Genomic DNA, 19926 nt, shown 5'->3' on the forward strand with positions numbered 1-19926 from the left:
GAATTACTCCTTGGTGTCTTCAGGTGCAGGAGCGGCAACGTGCTGATTGTCTTCAGCCACGGCACGCTCGATCAATGCCGACAGATGCGCGCCACGCACGACGGACTCGTCGTAGTGGAAGTGCAATTGCGGCACGCTGCGCAGCTTCATTTCACGGGCCAGTTGCATGCGCAGGAAACCTGCGGCGGCATTCAGCACCTTGATGCTTTGCGCGATGTCTTCAGCGTTGTCCTGGCCCATCACGGTGATGAAAATTTTCGCGTGACCGACGTCACGGGACACTTCCACAGCGGTAATGGTGACGAGGCCGACGCGCGGATCCTTGACTTCGCGACGGATCAGTTGAGCCAGCTCGCGCTGCATCTGATCGCCGATACGTTGGGTACGGCTGTATTCTTTTGCCATGATTTGTTACCTGTTACTGCCCAGCGGTGAGATCCGCAAGGTCTGAAAGCGGCAAACGCCCGGCCTGACAAAAGCCAGACCGGGCGTTGCGTTTAGAGTCCGGACGCTGTGCCGTGCATTTGCATGCTACGGCCCATCGTGGCCCTTGAAATGCGCGAGTCAGAGGCTGCGAGCAACCTGAACCTTCTCGAAGACTTCGATCTTGTCGCCGACTTTGACGTCGTTGTAGCTCTTCACGCCGATACCGCATTCCATGCCGGCACGGACTTCGGATGCGTCATCCTTGAAGCGGCGCAGGGATTCCAGCTCGCCTTCGAAGATAACGATGTCTTCACGCAGTACACGGATCGGACGGTTACGGTGCAAAACACCTTCGATCACCATGCAACCGGCGATCGCGCCAAACTTCGGCGAACGGAACACGTCGCGCACTTCGGCCACACCCAGGATGTTCTCGCGAACATCGCTGCCGAGCATGCCGGTCAAGGCTTTCTTGACGTCTTCGATGATGTCGTAGATCACGTTGTAGTAACGCATATCCAGACCTTCCTGCTCGACGATCTTGCGAGCGCCGGCATCGGCACGCACGTTGAAGCCGAACAGTACAGCGTTGGAAGCCAGTGCCAGGTTGGCGTCGGACTCGGTGATACCACCGACACCGCCACCCACTACGCGCACTTGTACTTCGTCGTTGCCCAGGCCATTCAAGGCACCGTTCAACGCTTCCAGCGAACCACGGACGTCGGATTTGAGGACGATGTTAAGCGTCTTCTTCTCGGCCTGACCCATGTTTTCGAAGATGTTTTCCAGCTTGCCGGCGTGAGCGCGAGCCAGTTTGACTTCGCGGAACTTGCCTTGACGGAACAGAGCCACTTCACGGGCTTTCTTCTCGTCGGCAACCACGCTCATCTCGTCGCCAGCGTCCGGCGTACCGTCCAGGCCGAGAATCTCGACAGGGATGGAAGGACCGGCTTCCTTGATTGGCTTGCCGTTCTCGTCGAGCATGGCACGCACGCGGCCATAGTTCGAACCGACCAGAACCATGTCGCCTTGACGCAGGGTACCGTCTTGAACCAGCACGGTCGCAACCGGGCCACGGCCCTTGTCGAGACGCGATTCAACCACAACACCACGGCCAGGAGCCGACGGGGTTGCCTTCAGTTCGAGAACTTCGGCTTGCAGCAGAACGGCTTCAAGCAGCTCGTCCACGCCAGTACCCATCTTCGCCGAAACCGGAACGAATGGTGTGTCACCACCCCACTCTTCGGAAGTCACGCCGTGAACCGACAGTTCGCTGCGGATGCGATCGAGATCGGCGCCCGGCTTGTCGATCTTGTTCACCGCAACCACCAGAGGCACGCCAGCAGCCTGAGCATGCTGAACCGCTTCGATGGTTTGCGGCATCACGCCGTCGTCCGCTGCAACCACGAGGATCACGATGTCGGTCGCCTTGGCACCACGGGCACGCATTGCGGTAAACGCAGCGTGACCCGGAGTGTCGAGGAAAGTGACCATGCCGCGATCAGTTTCAACGTGGTATGCACCGATGTGCTGGGTGATGCCGCCGGCTTCGCCAGCCGCTACCTTGGCACGACGAATGTAGTCGAGCAGGGAAGTTTTACCGTGGTCAACGTGGCCCATTACGGTCACGACTGGAGCACGGGAGAACGACTCACCTTCAAACTTCAGGGACTCGGCCAGGGAATCTTCCAGGGCGGTGTCGCTGACCAGGGTCACTTTGTGGCCCAGTTCTTCGGCTACCAGTTGAGCAGTTTCCTGATCAAGCACCTGGTTGATGGTCGCTGGGGTGCCCAGTTTGAACATGAACTTGATGATTTCAGCAGCCTTGACCGACATCTGGTTGGCGAGATCGCCAACGGTGATGGTCTCGCCGATCTGCACGTCACGCACGACAGGGCCGGTCGGGCTCTGGAAACCGTGGGCGTTGCGCTTCTTCAGCTTGGCCTTGCCGCGACCACCACGACGGAAGCCATCGCTTTCTTCGTCGGTGGTACGAGGTGCCACACGTGGCGCCGGGGCTTTTTCTTTGACCGAAGCACGATGCGGAGCGTTTTTGCGCTCGCCATCGCCGCCACCGCTGCGACGATTGTTGTCGTCTGCACGTGGCTTGTCCGGGCGGCGCTGTTCGTTCTGCTTGTTGCGAACGTCAGCCGATGGCGCTGGAGCAGCGGCAACCACCGGTGCGCTTTCGCGAACAGGCTCGGCTGCGGCAGCCGGCGCCGAAACGGCGTTGCTGGCAGCGTTCTGCGCAGCAGCAGGCTGGCGACGCGCTTCTTCTTCGGCGCGTTGCTTGGCTTCTTCTTCAGCCTTCTGACGGGCAGCATTTTCTACTGCGCGACGCTCATCCAGTTCACGCTTGCGCTCGGCCTCGATTTCTTCCGGGCTGCGCTGTACGAAAACTTTCTTTTTGCGAACTTCAACGCTGATGCTCTTGCTACCAGCCACACGCAGGGTGCTGGTGGTTTTACGCTGCAGCGTGATCTTGCGTGGTTCTTCCACTTTCGCCTTGTGACTGCTCTTCAAGTGAGTCAGCAGGGATTGCTTCTCACTGTCAGTCACATTTTCGTCGGCGGCGGTGTGCGGCAGACCTGCCTCACGCATCTGCTGCAACAGGCGCTCTACCGGTGTTTTGACCTCATCGGCCAGTTGTTTCACCGTGACTTGCGTCATGCACTTCTCTCCTCAGGCCGCGCCTAATTACTCGAACCAGTGGGCTCGGGCGGCCATGATCAACTTGCCGGCACGATCATCGTCAATGCCGTCGATGTCGAGCAGGTCGTCAATAGACTGCTCGGCCAGGTCTTCGCGGGTAATTACGCCGCGCACCGCCAGTTCCATCGCCAAATCCTTGTCCATACCCTCAAGCGAGAGCAGGTCTTCGGCCGGATGGGCGTCTGCCAGCTTTTCCTCAGTAGCGATGGCTTTGGTCAACAAACGATCCTTGGCGCGAGCGCGAAGCTCGTTGACGATGTCCTCGTCAAAGCCGTCGATGTTGAGCATTTCTTCCACCGGTACGTAGGCAATCTCTTCCAGGCTGGTGAAGCCTTCGTCAACCAGCACCTGAGCCAGTTCTTCGTCGACTTCCAGCTCGTCGATGAAGTTGCGCAGGATGTCGCCGGTTTCCGCTTGCTGCTTAGCCTGGATGTCCGATTCGGTCATCACGTTCAGGGTCCAGCCAGTCAATTGGCTGGCCAGACGTACGTTCTGACCACCGCGACCGATGGCCTGAGCCAGATTGTCTGCGCCAACGGCGATGTCCATGGCATGGGCATCTTCGTCAACAATAATTGCCGCAACCTCGGCCGGGGACATGGCGTTGATCACGAACTGCGCCGGGTTGTCGTCCCACAGCACGATATCAACACGTTCACCGCCCAATTCACCCGATACTGCCTGGACGCGCGAACCGCGCATACCGATGCAAGCACCTTGTGGATCGATGCGCTTGTCCTTGGAGCGAACGGCGATCTTGGCGCGCGAACCCGGATCACGGGACGCAGCCATGACCTCGATGAGGCCTTCAGCAATTTCCGGCACTTCGATACGGAACAGCTCGATCAGCATTTCCGGCGCGGTACGCGACAGGATCAACTGCGGGCCGCGGTTCTCGGTGCGGATTTCCTTGAGCAGCGCACGCAGACGCACGCCGACACGGAAGGTTTCGCGAGAAATGATGTCTTCACGGGCCAGCAACGCTTCAGCGTTGTTACCCAGATCGACGATCACATTGTCGCGGGTGACTTTCTTCACGGTGCCGGAGATGATTTCTCCCAGGCGCTCGCGATAGGCGTCAACCACCTGTGCGCGCTCGGCTTCACGCACTTTTTGCACAATGACCTGCTTGGCAGTCTGTGCAGCAATGCGGCCGAACTCGATCGATTCGATTTTTTCTTCAACGACGTCGCCAACCTTGGCACCAGGATGCGTTTCAGCAACCTTGCTTGGCCAGGTTTCGATGGCCGGATCATCGAGATCATTCTCTTCGACGACCGTCCAGCGACGGAAAGTTTCGTAAGAACCGGTGTGGCGGTTGATTTCCACACGCAGGTCAACTTCGTCTTCAAAACGCTTTTTGGTAGCAGTGGCCAGGGCCAGCTCCAGCGCTTCAAAAATTACGCTTGCCGGTACACCCTTTTCATTGGATACCGACTCAACAACCAGCAGTACTTCTTTGCTCATCGTACGCCTCGCCTTTCGCAAGCCATTGGATCCGCGGGATCCGCGTCTCAGTCAAAAACTGGGAATAATGTTGGCCTTGTCGATCATATCGATCGGCAACAGGAACTCGTGGTCTTCTACCTGCACCACGACGTCCTGCTCTTCTACACCGCGCAGAAGGCCCTGAAAGTTGCGTCGACCTTCAAAAGGCGAGCGCAGCTTGATCTTCACTTGTTCACCAACGAACTGGGCGAACTGCTCAAGAGTGAACAGTGGGCGCTCCATGCCTGGCGAGGAAACTTCAAGGGTGTATTCAACGGCAATTGGATCTTCGACATCCAGAACACCGCTGATCTGACGGCTGACAATGGCGCAATCGTCCACCAGCACGCCGCCCTCTTTATCAATATAAACGCGCAACATCGAGTGCCGACCCTGAGCCGAAAACTCGATACCCCAGCATTCATAGCCCAGGGCCACGACCACCGGGGCCAGCAAGGCCTGCAACTCTTCTAGCTTGCTCGACACCTGAACCCCCTAGTGCATGATATGTGCATGCTTTGCAAAATAAAAAAATGGGCATAACGCCCATCCTTGAAACGCCGTCGAACAGCGGCGTTGAAGTGTCCAGCTAACAAAAAGCCCCTTAAAAGGGGCTCCTGAAACTGGTTGCGGGGGCCGGATTTGAACCGACGACCTTCGGGTTATGAGCCCGACGAGCTACCAGACTGCTCCACCCCGCGACAAAGCTGGGGCGGAAGTATACGACCGATCCCTTCTAGGGTCAATGTAACCTTCCACCTGCAAGAAAGCCCGCAACAGCGGGCTCTCCTGACTAATTGGTACCGAGAAGGGGACTCGAACCCCTACACCCTATGGGCACAACCACCTCAAGGTTGCGTGTCTACCAATTCCACCACCTCGGCAAAACTACGTTTGAAACCCTTCTTACTTCTGCTCTTGAGCTGGAGGTACGTCAGTCGCTGGAGTAGCCGACTTTTGCTCTTGAAGCACCGGGACATCATCAGAAGCCGGTTGTTGCTTAGGTACTTCCAACACTGCTGGATCTGGCAATCCTGCTTGAGTTAGCTGATGAGCTTTCTCTTTAGCAAAGTAACCTAACCCCAAGCTGGTTATGAAGAAACCGGCGGCAAGTATAGCAGTAAACTTACTAAGAAAGGTAGAGGAACCTTGGCTTCCGAACACAGTATTTGAAGCACCTGCTCCGAAAGACGCGCCAGCGTCCGCACCCTTACCCTGCTGCAGCAAAACCAGAGCAACTACGCCCAATGCACCCAGCAGATGAAAAACGACTACGACTGTTTCCAGCATTTTTTCAGTTTCCCGCGGCGCGACAGATCGCACCGAACTCATCTGCATTCAGGGAAGCTCCACCAATGAGCCCCCCATCGATATCCGGCATGCCGAACAGTTCGACCGCATTGGCCGCCTTCACGCTGCCGCCGTATAGAAGCCGCACACCTCGTGCGACTTCAGAATTCTCTGCCGCCAACTGCTCGCGAATGGCTTTATGCACATCCTGAGCCTGTTGCGGCGTTGCAGTCAGTCCGGTACCAATGGCCCAGACCGGCTCGTAAGCAATGACTGCCTTGGCAAAGGCACCGACACCCAGCTCCTCGATGATGCTGCCCAGCTGACGCCCGACAACCTCAAGAGTTTTTCCGGCTTCGCGCTGCTCAAGGGTTTCCCCTACACACAACACCGGGATCAAGCCACATGCCTGTGCCGCTGCGAACTTGCGATTCAGCATTCCGTCTCGCTCGCCCAGAATCTGGCGGCGTTCGGAGTGCCCGACAAGCACGAGGGAACAACCTGCATCCACCAATTGACTCGGCGCAATTTCACCGGTCAATGCGCCTTGCATGGCTTCCACCGCAGAATTCTGCGCGCCGACCGAAATCGACTTGCCTTTCAAGCCATCAATCACTTGATTGATATGCAAGCAAGGCGGGAATACCGCGACATCAACACCGCTTGGCAAGGCCAGATGACGAAGGCCGTTGATCAGCTCAGCGACGCTGGCGCGGGTACCGTGCATCTTCCAGTTACCAGCTACCATAGGGCGACGCATGCTGTACCTCGTCGGTCAAAGTGGGCGCAGATGTTACCCAACACAATCATGGCTGGCAAGCCGTATCAGGCAGAAACTTCAGTTACCAGTTTTGCCAGTTCCTCGGCGTAGCCGCGAACCTGAGTTTCGTCCTCGCCTTCGACCATCACACGCACGAGCGGCTCTGTCCCGGACTTGCGCAGGAGCACTCGACCGCGCCCTGCCATGGCCTGAGTAACACGCGCACTGGCTTCCTTCACAGCGGGATGCTCCAGCGGGCTTTCGCCACCACCGAAACGCACATTGATCAGCACCTGGGGACATTTGCGCAATGCCTGACGAGACTGCGCCAAGCCTTCATTGCGAGTCTTCAGTGCCATCAACACCTGCAGCGCCGCGATGATCGCATCGCCGGTGGTCGTGTGATTGAAGCAAACGATATGCCCCGAATTCTCGCCACCGACCAGCCAGTCGCGTTCCAGCAATTCGGCAATCACATATCGGTCGCCGACGTTGGCGCGAATGAACGGAATCGAAAGATCCGCCAGGGCCAGTTCGAGCCCAAGGTTACTCATGAGGGTACCTACTACACCGCCGTGCAGCTTTCCGCGCTCATGCAGGTCGCGGGCAATGATGAACAGCAGTTCGTCACCATCAACAATGGCGCCTGTGTGATCGACCATCAAGACCCGATCACCGTCGCCATCGAACGCGATACCCAGGTCGGCGTGCTCGGCCAGCACCGCAGCCTGCAACTGATCCATATGGGTCGAGCCGCAGTTGTCGTTGATATTCAGCCCGTTTGGCTGTGCCGACAACACGACAACTTCCGCACCCAGCTCGCGGAAAACACTGGGCGCCACCTTATAGGTCGCACCGTGGGCGCAGTCGAGGACAATCTTGAGGCCGGAGAAGCTGGTACCGGTCGGCACGCTGCTCTTGCAGAATTCAATATAGCGCCCGGACGCGTCGTTGATTCGCGACACCTTGCCGATCTTGCTCGACTCGACCACGGTCATCGGTGCATCGAGCAATTCCTCGATCATCAGTTCGACCTCATCCGGCAGTTTGGTGCCCTTGCCAGAGAAAAACTTGATGCCGTTATCGTCATGGGGGTTGTGCGAGGCACTGATGACAATGCCGGCCTCGGCCTGGAACGTACGCGACAGGTAAGCAATGGCCGGTGTCGGCATCGGGCCCAGCAGCATCACGTCAGCACCCGCCGATGTCAGGCCTGCCTCGAGTGCAGATTCGAACATATAGCCGGAAATTCGCGTGTCCTTGCCAACCAGCACCTTGCAGGCGCCCATCTTGCGGAACGCCATGCCCGCCGCCCAGCCGAGCTTGAGCATGAAGTCAGGAGTAATCGGGTAAACACCGACACGACCACGAATGCCGTCGGTGCCAAAATATTTCTTGCTCATAAGTACTCCATCATTCTTATTCGGCTGATTCCACGGCCGCGATCATCCGCACCACGTCTACCGTTTCCGCCACATCATGGACGCGCAATATACGCGCCCCTTTGGCCGATGCCAGTGCCGCCAGCGCCAGACCGCCGTACAGTCGCTCGCCCACGGGACGATTCAAGGCGTGCCCGATCATGCTCTTGCGCGACACACCGACCAACAGCGGTCGCCCCAGCGCATGCAGGTCTTCCATATGCTTGAACAAGCTTAGATTGTGCTGCAGGGTTTTGGCGAAACCGAAACCGGGGTCGAGGATGATACGTTCGGCAGGAATACCCGCTAGCGCACATTGTGCCATTCGCTCAACAAGAAACTCGCCAACCTCGCGGGTGACATCCTGATACTGCGGATTGTCCTGCATATCGCCAGGCTCACCCAGCATGTGCATAAGACAGACCGGCAGCCCGGTTGCCGCCGCCGCGTCCAGTGCACCATCGCGCCTGAGCGAGCGCACGTCATTGATCAATCCGGCGCCAAGCCGCGCGCTTTCACGCATGACGGCAGGGGTCGACGTATCGACCGAGATAATGACATCCAGCTCGCGACTGATCAGCTCGACGACCGGCGCTACGCGCTCAAGCTCCTCCAGCGGCGAAACTGCTCGTGCACCCGGCCGGGTCGACTCGCCACCGACATCGATCAGTGTCGCACCGGCCAGCACCATCGCTTCGGCATGACGCAGCGCCGCATCGAGCTGGCTGTAGCGGCCACCATCGGAGAAGGAATCAGGAGTGACATTGAGAATGCCCATGACATGCGTCTGGGCCAAATCAAGAACCCGGTTGCCGCAAGGCAACCGGGTCAGGGACTGTACAGAAGTCATTTCAAGCCTTAAACGTCAGCAGCCGGACCGCCAATCGGTTTTTCCGGACGCTCGTCCTGCACGACGGGCGGCGGAGGCGTACCGGTGCCACCTGACCAGTCGCGCGGCTCGCGAGGCGTACGACCCGCCATGATGTCGTCAATCTGTTCGGCATCAATGGTTTCGTACTTCATCAACGCATCAGCCATTGCATCGAGCTTGTCACGGTTGTCCGTGAGGATCTGCTTGGCGGTGCCGTAGCAGTGATCAATGATGCTGCGCACTTCAGAGTCGATCAGCTTGGCTGTCTCACCGGAGAAGCTGGCAGCCTGACCACCGCCGCCGCGACCGAGGAATACTTCACCCTCTTCTTCGGCGTACATCAGCGGGCCGAGCTTTTCCGACAGGCCCCACTTGGTGACCATGTTTCGAGCAATCTGGCTGGCACGCATGATGTCGTTCGAGGCACCGGTCGTAACCCCGTCGAAGCCCAGGGTCATTTCCTCAGCGATACGGCCGCCATACAGCGAGCAGATCTGACTGATCAGCGCACGCTTGGACAGGCTGTAGCGATCCTCTTCCGGCAGGAACATCGTCACACCCAGCGCTCGACCGCGCGGGATGATCGAGACCTTGTACACCGGGTCATGCTCAGGCACGACACGACCAACAATGGCGTGACCGGCTTCGTGATAAGCGGTGTTCTGCTTCTCTTTCTCGGACATGACCATGGATTTGCGCTCGGCGCCCATCATGATCTTGTCCTTGGCCAGCTCGAACTCTTTCATCTCGACAATACGCTTGCCGCTGCGCGCAGCGAACAGCGAGGCCTCGTTGACCAGGTTGGCCAGGTCGGCACCGGAGAAGCCCGGGGTACCACGTGCGATCACGGCCGGAGCAACGTCGTCGCCCATTGGCACTTTACGCATGTGCACTTTCAGAATCTGCTCGCGACCACGAATGTCCGGCAAACCAACCACAACCTGACGGTCGAAACGGCCCGGACGCAGCAGCGCAGGGTCGAGTACATCTGGACGGTTGGTGGCAGCAATCACGATGATGCCGTCATTCATTTCGAAGCCGTCCATCTCTACCAGCAACTGGTTGAGGGTCTGCTCACGTTCGTCATGACCGCCGCCCATACCGGCGCCACGATGGCGACCTACGGCGTCGATCTCATCGATGAAGATGATGCAAGGCGCGTGCTTCTTGGCCTGTTCGAACATGTCACGGACACGGCTGGCACCGACACCGACGAACATCTCGACGAAGTCAGAACCGGAAATGGTGAAGAACGGCACTTTCGCTTCGCCGGCAATCGCCTTGGCCAGCAAGGTTTTACCGGTACCCGGTGGGCCAACCATCAGCACGCCGCGCGGAATGCGACCGCCCAGGCGCTGGAACTTGCCCGGATCACGCAGGAATTCAACCAGTTCGCCAACTTCTTCCTTGGCTTCGTCGCAACCGGCAACGTCAGCCAAGGTGGTTTTCACCTGGTCTTCGGAAAGCAGGCGCGCCTTGCTCTTGCCGAAACTCATCGGCCCGCCCTTGCCACCGGCACCGCCCTGCATCTGGCGCATGAAGAACATGAACACCGCGATGATCACCAGGATCGGGAAGCTGGCCACCAGAAGCTGGGTCCAGATGCTTTGCTGCTCAGGCTGCTTGCCCTCAACCACTACATGATTGTCGACCAGGTCGCCAATCAAGCCATTGTCCTGAATGGCCGGACGAATGGTCTTGAAGCTGTCGCCATCGGTGCGCTTGCCGGTAATCACATAGCCATCAACGGCTACACGCTCGACCTTGCCATCCTTGACCTGCTGGATGAAGTCGGAATAGTTGAGGGTCTGCGGCTCGTTAGGGCTGGAGAAGTTGTTCATCACCGTCACCAGGACAGCCGCGATGATCAACCACAGGATCAGATTCTTTGCCATATCGTTCAATTAACTACCCTCTGAAGCAAGCTCCGCTACTGGCGCGCGCTTCGCATGATATTCACCGGCCTAACTTACTACATTACCTACAACTCTGGCAGGCGCTGTCTGTAACCCTTTGTGAAACACTTTCTACACAATATTCGCTTATGCAGGCAGAGCGAAATATGAAAAACCTATCGCCCCACCGAAAAAACCCGTTTTATTCATTACCGCCGCGGTAGCCCCAAGCCAACATATATTGCTCACGGGAGCTGCCACGGGAGGAGTCTGGCTTGATCATCTGGATCTTGTCGAATTTCTTGCGAGCATCCTTCAGATAAACATCGAACCCTTCGCCCTGGAAAATCTTGATAACGAAATTGCCACCGGGCTTGAGTATCCGCTCCGCCAGATCAAGGGCGAGCTCGCAGAGAAACATGGCTTTGGGCATGTCCACTTCGGGCGTACCACTCATATTGGGGGCCATATCGGAAATCACAAGGTCCACCTGTGAATTACCCACGGCCTCAAGAATCTCGGCAAGCACGGCATCCTCAGTGAAGTCGCCCTGAATAAAATGCACGTCAGGGATGCTGTCCATTTCCAGAATGTCAGAAGCGATCAAACGCCCCTGACCGCCGATCAGCCGGCTGGTGACTTGCGACCAGCCACCCGGCGCCGCGCCGAGGTCGACTACGCTCATGCCCGGACGGATCAGTTTGTATTTTTCCTGGATCTCCAGAAGCTTGTAACTCGCACGCGAGCGGTAGCCATCCTTCTGCGCCTGCTTCACATAAGGATCGTTGACATGTCTTTTCAGCCAACCAAGGCTTGTCTTGGAACGCGCCATTGGGCACCTCGATGATAAGGGTCGTGATTAATTGGGCGGATCCACGAACCCTCGGGTAAAATGGCCGCCATTTTACAGAATCCAGACGAAAGGGTCAGATTATGCCGCTCACTCCAGAGCAGAAGAAACAGTACAAATCCATCGGCCACCACCTCAAGCCAGTGTTGACGGTGGCGGACAACGGTTTGACTGAAGGTGTGTTAGCCGAACTTGAACGCGCCTTAGCGGATCACGAGCTGATCAAGGTCAAGCTCAATATCCTCGACCGCGAGTCGCGCCTGGCGCACATCGCCGAACTGTGCAAGGTCGGCAAAGCGGACCTGGTTCAGGTCATCGGCAAGATGGCACTGATTTACCGCAAGAACTTCAGCGTCAACAAGCAGCTGTCGAACGTTCATCGCTTCAAGTGATGACCCGGGTCAGGGGTGTGCTTCGCGCACCCTGCCACTCCATCCCGGCACTGGCTGCATCACCAGTACCAGCCCGGAAAAGCCCAGCACCAGATAACTGAACACCTGCCAGCGCTGCGCATCCGGCCAGCCGACACGCACTGCGATATACATCGCGCACGCGTACAACGCCATTAACAGCACCTGCCCGCGAAAATCCCGCCATAGACTGCCAGGGCCCTCGGCCTGTACCAGCACCAAAACCTGAAAGACCACGCATAAAGCGGCGAAACCCACCACCAACACTTCAAATGCGCTGGCTACTTCGTCGATCAACAGCGGCGCCAGACCGATCTGGCCCAACGCCGGCTGCAAACCGATGTGAATCAACCATAGACCACCGACCCAAAGCATCTGGGTCAGTTGCCAAAGCATGGCGCCCGCATGCAGCGGGCGCCTTCTTTCAGATGTGACGAACTTCGACAATCTCGTACTCGATCACGCCGCTTGGCGTTTTGACGGCGACCACGTCGCCCTCTTCCTTGCCGATCAAGGCGCGGGCCAGCGGCGAACCGACGGAAATCTTGCCGAGTTTGAAGTCAGCCTCATCCTCACCCACGATGTGGTAAGTGACGCTTTCATCCGTCTCGACATTGGCGATTTCAACGGTTGTGCCGAAAATCACTTTGCCGGTGTGCGGAATGGTGGTGACGTCGATGATCACAGCGTTCTGCATACGGCCTTCGATGTCACGAATCCGCGCCTCGACCATGCCTTGCTGTTCGCGCGCAGCATGGTATTCAGCGTTTTCTTTCAAGTCACCCAACTCGCGGGCCGTACCAATGTCCTGGCTGAGCTTCGGACGAACGACCTTGGTCAGGTGAGCATGTTCTTCTTCCAGGGCTTTGGCGCCCTGAACTGTCATCGGGTACTTGGTTATGCTCATGCCTTCAATCCTGCGTGGAGATCCTGCAAGCGGCGCACGGTCTTTTCCGGACCGAACTTCAGCGCTTCGCAGATCGCTTCGCCCGCAGCAATGGTCGTGGTGCAGTAAATCTTGTGCTGCAGGGCGTTACGACGAATGGAATACGAATCGGCGATCGACTGACGACCTTCGGTGGTGTTGATGATCAGCGTGACTTCGTCATTCTTGATCATGTCGACCACGTGCGGACGACCCTCGGTCACCTTGTTCACGCGGCGCACTTTCAGGCCTGCTGCTTCGATCAGCTTGGCAGTGCCGGCAGTGGCGACCACTTCGAAGCCCAAGTTGATCAGATCACGGGCCACGCCTGCAACCAGTGGCTTGTCGTCGTCGCGCACGCTGATGAACGCGGTACCGCCGGTCGGCAGCACTTCGCTGGCGCCCATCTGGGCTTTGGCGAACGCCTCACCGAAGGTATCGCCGACGCCCATCACTTCACCGGTGGACTTCATCTCTGGGCCGAGGATCGGGTCAACGCCAGGGAATTTGGCGAACGGGAACACCGCCTCTTTCACGCTGTAGAAGTTCGGGATGATTTCTTTGGTGAAGCCGATTTCTTTCAGGGTCTTACCGGCCATCACGCGAGCAGCGATCATGGCCAGGGACACGCCGATGCACTTGGACACGAACGGCACGGTACGCGAAGCGCGCGGGTTGACTTCGATGACGTAGATGTCTTCGCCCTGCAAAGCCAGCTGCACGTTCATCAGGCCGACAACGCCCAGTTCCAGAGCCATTTTCTTGACCTGTTCGCGCATCTCGTCCTGGATGTGCGCTGGCAGCGAGTACGGCGGCAGCGAGCATGCGGAGTCACCGGAGTGAACACCGGCCTGTTCGATGTGCTGCATGATCGCGCCGATTACCACGTCTTTGCCGTCGCAAACCGCATCCACGTCCATTTCGATGGCGCAGTTGAGGAAGTGGTCGAGCAGCACCGGGCTGTCGTTGGACACTTGCACCGCGTCACGCAGGTAACGCTTGAGCTCGTCTTCCTTGTACACGATTTCCATCGCGCGGCCGCCCAGTACGTAGGACGGACGCACCACCAGCGGATAACCGATTTTCGCTGCAGCGCGAACCGCTTCGTCTTCGCTGCGCACGGTGGCGTTTGGCGGCTGACGCAGATTCAGGCGCTCGACCATTTGCTGGAAACGCTCACGGTCTTCGGCGCGGTCGATGGCGTCCGGGCTGGTGCCGATGATCGGCACGCCGGCCGCTTCCAAAGCGCGAGCCAGTTTCAGCGGAGTCTGACCGCCGTACTGGACGATCACGCCTTTCGGCTTCTCGACGCGGCAGATTTCCAGCACGTCTTCCAAGGTTACCGGCTCGAAGTACAGACGGTCGGAAGTGTCGTAGTCGGTGGAAACGGTTTCCGGGTTGCAGTTGACCATGATGGTTTCGTAGCCGTCTTCGCGCAGAGCGAGGGCAGCGTGAACGCAGCAGTAGTCGAACTCGATGCCCTGGCCGATACGGTTCGGACCGCCACCCAGAATCATGATCTTGTCGCGACCCGACGGCGCGGCTTCGCACTCTTCCTCGTAGGTCGAGTAGAGGTAAGCGGTGTCGGTGGCGAATTCGGCGGCGCAGGTGTCAACGCGCTTGTAGACCGGGAACACTTCGAGTTTCTGACGGTGCGTGCGCAGATTCTTCTCGGTCACACCCAGCAGCTTGGCCAGACGCTGATCGGAGAAGCCTTTGCGCTTGAGCTTGAACATCAGGTCGCGGTCGATCGAGGACAGACCGAGGGTCTTGACCTTCTCTTCTTCCTTGATCAGGTCTTCGATCTGCACCAGGAACCATGGGTCGATCATGTTCATGCCGAAGATGTCTTCGACCGACAGACCGGCGCGGAAGGCGTCCGCCACGTACCAGATACGCTCGGCGCCCGGTACGGTCAGCTCGCGCTTGAGCACGCTCATGCTTTCCGGGTTGCTCAGATCGAGCTTCTCGTCGAGACCGCAAACGCCGACTTCCAGACCACGCAGGGCTTTCTGCAGGGATTCCTGGAAGGTCCGGCCGATGGCCATGACTTCGCCCACCGATTTCATTTGCGTGGTCAGACGCGCGTCAGCCTTGGCGAATTTCTCGAAGGCGAAACGTGGCAGTTTGGTCACGACGTAGTCGATCGAAGGCTCGAAGGACGCCGGGGTCTTGCCGCCGGTGATGTCGTTCGACAGCTCATCAAGGGTGTAACCCACCGCCAGTTTGGCCGCGACCTTGGCGATCGGGAAACCAGTGGCTTTCGAGGCCAGTGCCGAGGAACGCGAAACGCGCGGGTTCATTTCGATCACGACCATACGGCCAGTGTTCGGACAGATACCGAATTGAACGTTGGAACCGCCGGTTTCGACGCCGATCTCACGCAGTACCGCCAGGGAGGCGTTACGCAGGATCTGATATTCCTTGTCGGTCAGGGTCTGCGCCGGCGCAACGGTGATCGAGTCACCGGTGTGCACGCCCATCGGGTCGAAGTTTTCGATCGAGCAGACGATGATGCAGTTGTCCTTTTTGTCGCGGACAACTTCCATTTCATATTCTTTCCAGCCGATCAGCGATTCGTCGATCAGCAGCTCCTTGGTCGGCGACAGATCCAGACCACGGGCGCAGATTTCTTCGAACTCTTCACGGTTGTACGCAATACCGCCACCGGTGCCGCCCATGGTGAAGGACGGACGAATGATGCACGGGAAGCCCAGAGTCTCGAGGACCGCGTTGGCTTCTTCCATGCTGTGGGCAATACCGGAACGCGGGCACGCCAGGCCGATGGACTTCATCGCCTTGTCGAAACGCGAACGGTCTTCAGCCTTGTCGATGGTGTCGGCGTTGGCACCGATCATCTCTACGCCGAATTTCTCCAGAACGCCTTCGCGCTCCAGGTCCAGCGCGCAGTTCAGCGCAGTCTGGCCACCCATGGTTGGCAGCACGGCGTCCGGACGCTCTTTTTCGATGATCTTGGCCACGGTCTGCCACTTGATCGGCTCGATGTAGGTGGCGTCGGCCATGTCCGGGTCGGTCATGATGGTGGCCGGGTTGGAGTTCACCAGGATGACGCGGTAACCCTCTTCGCGCAGGGCTTTGCAGGCCTGGGCGCCGGAGTAGTCGAATTCGCAGGCCTGGCCGATCACGATCGGGCCAGCGCCGAGAATCAGGATGCTTTTAATGTCTGTACGTTTTGGCATGGGTTGTCACTCAAATCCGCAGGTCAGTCGGCAAGCCGTCTTGATCGATTTCTGAAGTCCCGAAGGGGCCGCCGTCAACGGGGCCACCCTCGAGCGCTTCTCTCTACAGTCTCAAGGCGAACGCTTAGCGTCGCTTGGCCATCTCGTTGATGAAGCGGTCGAACAGTGGCGCAACATCGTTCGGGCCCGGGCTCGCCTCAGGGTGGCCCTGGAAGCTGAACGCGCTCTTGTCGGTGCGCTCGATACCTTGCAGGGTGCCGTCGAACAGCGATTTGTGGATCGCGCGCACGTTGGCTGGCAGGGTGGCTTCGTCTACTGCAAAACCATGGTTCTGGCTGGTGATCATCACCACGCCTGTGTCCAGATCCTGCACCGGGTGGTTGGCACCGTGGTGGCCGTGGCCCATTTTCAGGGTCTTGGCGCCGGAAGCCAGGGCCAACAACTGGTGACCGAGGCAGATACCGAATACCGGAGTTTCGGTTTCCAGCACTTCCTTGATCGCCTGGATCGCGTAGTCGCACGGCTCAGGGTCACCCGGGCCGTTGGACAGGAACACGCCGTCTGGCTTAAGCGCCAGCACGTCGGCAGCCGGGGTTTGCGCCGGCACCACGGTGACGCGGCAACCGCGCTCGACCAGCATGCGCAGGATGTTGACCTTGACGCCGTAGTCGTAAGCGACCACGTGGTAAGGCAGCTCAGAAGCTTCGATAGTCGCGTGGCTGTCGGTTTTCAGATCCCAGACAGTCGAGCGCCATTCGTATTGAGTCTTGGTGCTGACGACTTTCGCCAGGTCCATGCCCTTCAGGCCCGGGAAGCCTTGCGCAGCGGCGATGGCCGCTTCTTCGGAGATGTTGTCACCGGCCATGATGCAGCCGTTCTGAGCGCCCTTTTCACGCAGGATGCGGGTCAGGCGACGGGTGTCGATACCGGCGATCGCCACGACATTGTTGGCTTTCAGGTAATCGGACAGGGACATCGTGTTACGCCAGTTGCTCGCGACCAGCGGCAGGTCACGGATGACCAGGCCAGCGGACCAGACGCGGTCAGACTCGGCGTCTTCAGGCGTGGTGCCGGTGTTGCCGATGTGCGGGTAAGTCAGGGTAACGATCTGCTGGGCGTAGGAAGGATCGGTAAGGATTTCCTGATAGCCGGTCATTGCGGTGTTGAACACCACCTCACCAACGGTCTGACCGTCGGCTCCAATGGCTTCGCCGCGAAAAATGCTGCCATCAGCAAGGGCAAGTATGGCTGGCTTAGTCAAGAAGACCTCCCGTAAATAACGCATGAAAGGGCGATCGCAGGTTGTAAAAAAGCGGAGTGACGTATGGACACGTCACCCCGCTTCTTCACTGAAATTATTCTGCGCGCTTTTAGTGGACACACTAAAGCTGTAGCTTACAGAAAAGGGCGTTTTTGGTCCACCGCTAAAGAGCCTAAAAGACCGGAGAATGCGACAGGTCGTCGCCAAGCGGTAAAAACCGGCGCAAACAGGGCGTTTGCACCGGGTTCAGCAACGGCTCAACGCAGGTCGAGCACGTCCTGCATGTCATACAGACCTGGCTCGCGACCATCCAGCCACAGCGCCGCACGCACCGCGCCCTTGGCGAAGGTCATGCGGCTAGAAGCCTTGTGAGTGATCTCGACGCGCTCGCCATCAGCAGCAAACAGCACGGTGTGGTCACCAACGATGTCGCCGGCACGCACAGTGGCAAAACCAATGGTTTCACGCTCACGCGCACCGGTTTGTCCTTCGCGACCGTAGACCGCGACCTTTTTCAGATCGCGACCCAGCGCATCGGCAATCACCTCGCCCATACGTACTGCCGTGCCCGACGGCGCATCAACCTTGTGGCGGTGATGAGCCTCCATGATTTCGATATCGACATCATCACCCAGCACCCGTGCAGCAGTGTCGAGCAACTTCAGGCACAGGTTGACGCCAACGCTGAAGTTGGCGGCAAAGACGATCGGAATGTCCTTGCCCGCGTCGGCCAGCAATTGCTTCTCTTCGACACTGAAACCGGTCGTGCCGATGATCATCGCCTTGCCGTGCTTGCGGCAGAACGCGAGATTCTTCAGGGTCACGGTCGGATGGGTGAAGTCGATCAGTACGTCGAATTCTTCAACCACACGATCCAGATCACCGGACAGCGGCACGCCGATACGGCCCAGCGCTGCCAGCTCACCGGCATCCGCACCGACCAGCGTGCTGTCAGGACGATCCACCGCAGCGGTCAGGCCGGCGCCCGGCGTTTGCTGCACCGCTTCGATCAGGGTCTTGCCCATGCGCCCGGCGGCGCCCATCACTGCAATACGTCGCATGCCGACTCCTTACAAATCGCCGAAGAAGCGTTTCACACCATCAAACCAACCGGTGGTTTTCGGCGAGTGACTGTTGTCATCGGCCAGGGAGCTGCGGAATTCTTCCAGCAGTTCGCGCTGACGACGGTTCAGATTGACCGGCGTTTCGACAGCCACACGGCACATCAGATCGCCGGCACCACCGCCACGCACTGGCGCAACGCCCTTACCGCGCACGCGGAACTGCTTGCCGGTCTGGGTGCCTTCAGGGATTTTCAGTTTGACGCGACCGTCGAGGGTCGGAATTTCCAGCTCGCCGCCCAGCGCCGCATCGACGAAGCTGATCGGCACTTCGCAGAACAGATGCTTGCCGTCACGCTGGAAGATGTCGTGCTCGCGTACATTGATGACAACGTACAGGTCGCCAGTCGGCCCGCCCTGGGTACCCGCTTCGCCTTCGCCGGACAGACGAATGCGGTCGCCGGTGTCGACGCCAGCCGGCACTTTGACCGAAAGGGTTTTGTATTCTTCGACGCGACCGTCGCCGTGGCAGGAGTCGCACGGATCAGAAATGATCTTGCCCTGGCCATGGCAGCGCGGGCAGGTCTGCTGCACCGAGAAGAAGCCCTGCTGCATGCGCACCTGGCCGATACCGCCGCAGGTCGGGCAGGTCGAAGGCGACGAACCTTTCTTGGCGCCCGAACCATCGCACGGCTTGCAATTGACCAGCGTCGGAACACGGATGTTCACGGTAGTACCGCGCACCGCTTCTTCCAGATTCAGCTCCAGGGTGTAGCGCAAATCGCTGCCACGCTGGGCGCCGCCACGGGAACCGCCGCGACCGCCGCCGAAGAAGTCACTGAAGACGTCGCCAAAGATGTCGGAGAAGTTCTGCCCGCCAAAACCGGCACCGCCGCCGCCCATGCTCGGGTCGACGCCGGCATGACCATATTGGTCGTATGCCGCGCGCTTGCTGGCATCGGACAACACTTCATAGGCCTCGTTGGCCTCTTTGAATGCCTCTTCCGAAGCTTTGTCGCCCGGATTACGGTCGGGGTGGTGCTTCATTGCCAGGCGGCGATAGGCCTTCTTCAGGTCCGCTTCGCTCGTGCCCCGCTCGACACCCAATACTTCGTAATAGTCACGCTTTGCCATAAGTTTCTTTGCACCCTTAAGGACGTTCGGCAAACCTCTCCTGAGCCTCGCCAAACTCGTTGAGCCCCCATTAAGGCCCGGACCCAACTCACGTCAATTCAACGATCCTGGTCTTGATTGATGCGGTATCTGCGGCGAGAAAAGCAGGAGCATTTTCAGCCATACCGCCAGCAAGCGAGCGTTGTCGCATGCTGTAAAAATTCGCGTATTCCAGATACGCCA

General features: G+C 58.6%; 17 protein-coding genes and 2 tRNA genes. 1 reads left to right on the top strand and 18 read right to left on the bottom strand.

Translation table 11 applies throughout. The features are described from left to right. Positions 1-3: 3 nt before the first annotated feature. The 12 genes from rbfA to rlmE all read right to left on the bottom strand — a co-directional run bounded on the left by rbfA (position 4) and on the right by rlmE (position 11695). The gene (gene rbfA / locus HU739_RS13690) at positions 4-405 is read right to left on the bottom strand and encodes a 30S ribosome-binding factor RbfA (RefSeq protein WP_016771753.1); all 402 of its coding nucleotides are present in this window, start codon (positions 403-405) and stop codon (positions 4-6) included. Between the two features lie 159 nt (positions 406-564). Then, entirely contained in the window at positions 565-3096 is a 2532-nt protein-coding gene (gene infB / locus HU739_RS13695) for a translation initiation factor IF-2 (protein ID WP_186547342.1), read from the bottom strand. Between the two features lie 27 nt (positions 3097-3123). Beyond that, a complete protein-coding gene (nusA, locus tag HU739_RS13700) occupies positions 3124-4605 on the bottom strand; it encodes a transcription termination factor NusA (RefSeq protein WP_024011569.1) in 1482 nt (493 codons plus the stop codon). A 51-nt stretch (positions 4606-4656) separates the two neighbouring features. Then, a complete protein-coding gene (gene rimP / locus HU739_RS13705; RefSeq protein ID WP_186547343.1) occupies positions 4657-5112 on the bottom strand; it encodes a ribosome maturation factor RimP in 456 nt (151 codons plus the stop codon). 138 nt (positions 5113-5250) lie between these two features. Next, positions 5251-5327: transfer RNA gene (locus HU739_RS13710), tRNA-Met, on the bottom strand. Positions 5328-5424: 97 nt separating this feature from the next. After that, positions 5425-5510 (bottom strand) — tRNA-Leu (locus HU739_RS13715). A 22-nt stretch (positions 5511-5532) separates the two neighbouring features. Continuing rightward, positions 5533-5916 carry a preprotein translocase subunit SecG gene (gene secG, locus HU739_RS13720; RefSeq protein WP_016771756.1) on the bottom strand — a complete coding sequence of 128 codons (384 nt, stop codon included), beginning with the start codon at positions 5914-5916 and terminating at the stop codon, positions 5533-5535. A 4-nt stretch (positions 5917-5920) separates the two neighbouring features. Next, positions 5921-6676: a triose-phosphate isomerase gene (gene tpiA, locus HU739_RS13725; RefSeq protein WP_186547344.1), complete on the bottom strand. Its 756-nt coding sequence runs from the start codon at positions 6674-6676 to the stop codon at positions 5921-5923. Between the two features lie 65 nt (positions 6677-6741). Further along, positions 6742-8079 carry a phosphoglucosamine mutase gene (gene glmM, locus HU739_RS13730; RefSeq protein ID WP_186547345.1) on the bottom strand — a complete coding sequence of 446 codons (1338 nt, stop codon included), beginning with the start codon at positions 8077-8079 and terminating at the stop codon, positions 6742-6744. Between the two features lie 16 nt (positions 8080-8095). Beyond that, positions 8096-8947, bottom strand: a complete 852-nt coding sequence (gene folP, locus HU739_RS13735) for a dihydropteroate synthase (RefSeq protein ID WP_186547346.1) — start codon at positions 8945-8947, stop codon at positions 8096-8098. Between the two features lie 8 nt (positions 8948-8955). Next, the gene (ftsH, locus tag HU739_RS13740) at positions 8956-10863 is read right to left on the bottom strand and encodes an ATP-dependent zinc metalloprotease FtsH (protein ID WP_101158080.1); all 1908 of its coding nucleotides are present in this window, start codon (positions 10861-10863) and stop codon (positions 8956-8958) included. Between the two features lie 202 nt (positions 10864-11065). After that, positions 11066-11695, bottom strand: coding sequence for a 23S rRNA (uridine(2552)-2'-O)-methyltransferase RlmE (gene rlmE / locus HU739_RS13745; protein ID WP_186547347.1), 630 nt, complete (start codon positions 11693-11695; stop codon positions 11066-11068). A gap of 101 nt (positions 11696-11796) precedes the next feature. Here rlmE and HU739_RS13750 point away from each other — a divergent pair, with 101 nt between their 5' ends. Continuing rightward, the gene (locus tag HU739_RS13750) at positions 11797-12105 is read left to right on the top strand and encodes a YhbY family RNA-binding protein (protein WP_186547348.1); all 309 of its coding nucleotides are present in this window, start codon (positions 11797-11799) and stop codon (positions 12103-12105) included. Positions 12106-12114: 9 nt separating this feature from the next. On the opposite strand, the gene HU739_RS13755 is transcribed toward HU739_RS13750, so the two are convergent. The 6 genes from HU739_RS13755 to dnaJ all read right to left on the bottom strand — a co-directional run bounded on the left by HU739_RS13755 (position 12115) and on the right by dnaJ (position 19704). Next, a complete protein-coding gene (locus HU739_RS13755; RefSeq protein WP_186547349.1) occupies positions 12115-12519 on the bottom strand; it encodes an MFS transporter in 405 nt (134 codons plus the stop codon). Between the two features lie 28 nt (positions 12520-12547). Then, positions 12548-13024, bottom strand: a complete 477-nt coding sequence (gene greA, locus HU739_RS13760; RefSeq protein WP_186547382.1) for a transcription elongation factor GreA — start codon at positions 13022-13024, stop codon at positions 12548-12550. 2 nt (positions 13025-13026) lie between these two features. Next, complete coding sequence (carB, locus tag HU739_RS13765; RefSeq protein ID WP_126360072.1) at positions 13027-16248, bottom strand: carbamoyl-phosphate synthase large subunit; 3222 nt, start codon at positions 16246-16248, stop codon at positions 13027-13029. 124 nt (positions 16249-16372) lie between these two features. Continuing rightward, positions 16373-17509 carry a glutamine-hydrolyzing carbamoyl-phosphate synthase small subunit gene (gene carA / locus HU739_RS13770; protein WP_016771765.1) on the bottom strand — a complete coding sequence of 379 codons (1137 nt, stop codon included), beginning with the start codon at positions 17507-17509 and terminating at the stop codon, positions 16373-16375. 257 nt (positions 17510-17766) lie between these two features. Beyond that, a complete protein-coding gene (gene dapB / locus HU739_RS13775) occupies positions 17767-18570 on the bottom strand; it encodes a 4-hydroxy-tetrahydrodipicolinate reductase (protein ID WP_041477928.1) in 804 nt (267 codons plus the stop codon). A 9-nt stretch (positions 18571-18579) separates the two neighbouring features. After that, positions 18580-19704, bottom strand: coding sequence for a molecular chaperone DnaJ (dnaJ, locus tag HU739_RS13780; protein WP_186547350.1), 1125 nt, complete (start codon positions 19702-19704; stop codon positions 18580-18582). Positions 19705-19926: the final 222 nt, after the last annotated feature.

This window comes from Pseudomonas hamedanensis (assembly GCF_014268595.2).
Lineage (GTDB): Bacteria > Pseudomonadota > Gammaproteobacteria > Pseudomonadales > Pseudomonadaceae > Aquipseudomonas > Aquipseudomonas hamedanensis.